Raw genomic sequence first — 2,882 nt, 5'->3', positions numbered from 1 at the left:
CGACGGGCGGCCGGTGGTCGGCGCGGGCTCGGCAGGCGGGTCGTAAGGGGACGACGACGTCATGACACCAGCGTGGCAGGCAATCCGGGCAATCAGGCCGTTTTACCGCTTCTCCTGGGAAATACTTCTCATCGCCACGATCAGGTCCTCACACCGACGGACCGGTGTACCGCTTCCCGCCCAGGTACGGCCACGGGTTCGGCCGGCAGCCGTTCAGGAAGAGGGTCTGCTGCTGCATCACCGGCGCCGGCCGACCCGCGCCCGGGCAGGCCTCGTGGTGGTGCCCCAACTGGTGACCCACCTCGTGGTTGACCACGTAGAGCCGGTAGGTGTCCAGCGGCAGCTTCGCCGCCACCAGGTGCGGCGCCGACGTCCGCCACCGGTCCAGGTTGATCACCACCTTGCCGGAGACCCGGCACGACGTGTACGGCACGCCACCCACCCGGATGTCGATGCCACCGGCGCGGCAGAGCCGGCCGGCGGTGTCCCGGGTGGCCAGGTAGATCGTGAAGTCCGACCGGCTGCCCGGGCCGACCCGCTGCAACCGCAGCCGGCCACCGTCCACCCAGCTCCCCGGCCCGGCCAGCGCGCGCTGCACGGCGTCGCCGAAGGCGTGCACGTCCTCCCCCGAGCCGTTCTCCACCGCCACCCGGAACCGGCGCAGCACCCCGGCCCGGCCCCGTGCCCGCGCACGGCCGGGCAGGCGCAGCACCGGCGCCGCCGGAGTGCTCGGCAACGGGTCCGGGCTCGGCGACGGCGGCGCGCTCGACGGCGGCGGCGCAGTGGTCGGCGCGGGTGGCTGGGCCACCGGGCCGGCGCCCAGCAGCACCTCGGCCCCGGCCGACGGATGTTGCAGCGCGACCCCGATACCGACCGCGGCGGCGACGAGGAAGGCGCAGACCACGACGGCGGAACGCCAGCGGCCGGCGGGCGGGGTGGTGGGCCGCGCGGCACGCGGACGGACGGAGGTGGGCATCCGGCTCAGCCTGCCATGCCACGGCGGTGTCCGCTCTCCCCCGTTTCGGCGATCAGGGCCCTGGCCTGCGCCTCCGTCCGCTCGTCCCGCGGCGGTCCGGCGGGGGCCGCCTCGGCGAGCAGCGCCAGCACCGCCCGCGCCACCGTCCGGGGCACCTCCAACTGGGCCACGTGCCCGACGCCGTCCAGCATCAGCAGGCGGCTGTCCGGGATCACCCGGGCGGCCTGCGGCGCCACCCGCACGTCGACCAGCCGGTCCTGCCGCCCGCCCACCACCAGCGTGGGCACCCGCACCGCCGCCGCCAGCCGCCACAGCGACCCCGACCCCGGCAGGTACGACCGCAGGAAGCTGGAGACCAGGCCGCGGAAGGTGCGGACGTAGGCGGCGGCGTAGTGCGCGGCCTCGTAGCGGACCCGGATCTCCTCGATCGCCTCCTGCCGGCGCTGCTCGCTGATCCGGGTCAGGTCGGCGATGCACGCCTCCATCACCTGCTCGGCCATCACCTCGGGGGCGAGTTGGGCCAGCCGCCGGGCAGCCAGCCGCTCGCCCCGGGGGATCGCCAGCAGTGGCAGCATCCGCCCCTGCAACGAGCGCCGGAAGTCCAGGAACGGCAGCGCCGGCGAGATCAGGGTCAGGGTCCGGACCAGATCCGGGCGCAGCGCCGCCACCCGGACCGTGACGGCGCCGCCGAGCGAGTTGCCGAACAGGTGCACGGGCCCCCGTCCGCTGTGCTCGATCCAGCGGACCACCCGGTCGGCGAAGGCCGGCACGGTGTAGCGCCGGCCGGGCTCGCTGCGCCCGAAGCCGGGCAGGTCGATCGCCTGGCCGTCGAGCCGGTCGGCGAGCAGGCCGGCCAGGTCGGTCCAGTTCTGCGACGAGCCACCGAGGCCGTGCACGTAGAGCGCCGGCTCGGCGCCGGGGGCGGTGGCCAAGGTGTCCCGCACGTACGTCACCGTGCCGTCGAGACGCACCGCCCGGCCCGGCCAGGGTGGCGGGACGGCGTGCGCGGGCAGGAGGTGGTCCGGCCAGAGGGCGGCGGGCTTCATGGTTCCAGTCTTCCCGGACCGGGCGGGCCCGACACCGGCTCAGGCGAGCAGTGCCTCCAGCCGGCGGTTGACGGCGGCCAGGGTGGCCCGGACCACGGCCTGCCGGGGATCCCCGGCGACCAGGGCGGAGCCGGCGAGCTGCTCCACCCAGCCGTCGCAGACCAGCAGCACGACCACGGTCGCCACCTCGCAGTTGCCGAACGGCACCACGGCGGTGTGCTCGACGAAGCACCGGCCCCGCTCACCGGCCGGCGCGGCGCGGCCGAGCAGTTCGTCCACCGCGGCGGCCGCGGCCACCGCGCAGAGCCGCAGCACGTAGCCGTCGACGGCCGGCCCGGTGGAGTGGCCCTCCGCCGTCCGGTCCCCGGCGATCAGGCGGACCTCCACGGTGGCGTCGAGGCCGAAGGTGCTCACCTGGACGTGGTCGATCACCACCCGGGGCCCCGGCAGGCCGCCCGTGTCCAGCGGTCGCGACGGCGCGGTCTCCGTCGTGCTCATCTGCCCGCCGGAGTACGAGGTGCCGACCGTGGCCGGGCTGCCGGTGGGCGTGCCGGCCGGAGCGGCGGCGAGCGAGGACTCCTCCACCGCGGCCCGGCCCCGGTGGCTGGCGGCCTGCCGGCGGCGGCGCGGCGGCTCGGCGTCCGGGTCGGCGCCCTCGGCCGGCGACTCGGCGAGCCGGCCGGCGCGCGCCTCGGGCGCGGCGAACCGCCCCTCCCCGGACCGGTTCTCGGCCGGCCGGTTCAGGCCGGACCGCGCCACGCCACCGACCTCCTCAGCCGAACGGGACGGCAGGCCGGACCGGGCGGCGCCGGGCCACCCGGGAGGGCTTCGCCGGCACCTACGCCACCCAGGAGAACTTC

At 76.6% G+C, this 2,882-nt stretch carries 2 protein-coding genes and 1 pseudogene; all 3 read right to left on the bottom strand.

From position 1 onward, the window contains the following. Nucleotides 1-148: 148 nt before the first annotated feature. Entirely contained in the window at nt 149-976 is an 828-nt protein-coding gene (locus ACW0Q9_RS30035) for a DUF3152 domain-containing protein (RefSeq protein ID WP_456187063.1), read from the bottom strand. A 5-nt stretch (nt 977-981) separates the two neighbouring features. Further along, on the bottom strand, nt 982-2,022 hold the full coding sequence (locus tag ACW0Q9_RS30030; protein WP_456187061.1) for an alpha/beta fold hydrolase: 1,041 nt from the start codon (nt 2,020-2,022) through the stop codon (nt 982-984). 39 nt (nt 2,023-2,061) lie between these two features. Continuing rightward, nucleotides 2,062-2,762, bottom strand: a pseudogene (locus ACW0Q9_RS30025) (hypothetical protein); the annotation flags it as partial. Nucleotides 2,763-2,882: the final 120 nt, after the last annotated feature.

It is taken from the genome of Micromonospora sp. I033 (assembly GCF_053890995.1).
Note: the sequence above shows the minus strand (reverse complement) of the source record. Positions and strands in the feature narration are given on the sequence as shown.

Excerpts from the sequence above, each read along its gene's own strand:
- ACW0Q9_RS30030 (WP_456187061.1), bottom strand. The coding sequence starts at position 2,022 with ATGAAGCCCGCCGCCCTCTGGCCGGACCACCTCCTGCCCGCGCACGCC.
- ACW0Q9_RS30035 (WP_456187063.1), bottom strand. The coding sequence starts at position 976 with ATGCCCACCTCCGTCCGTCCGCGTGCCGCGCGGCCCACCACCCCGCCC.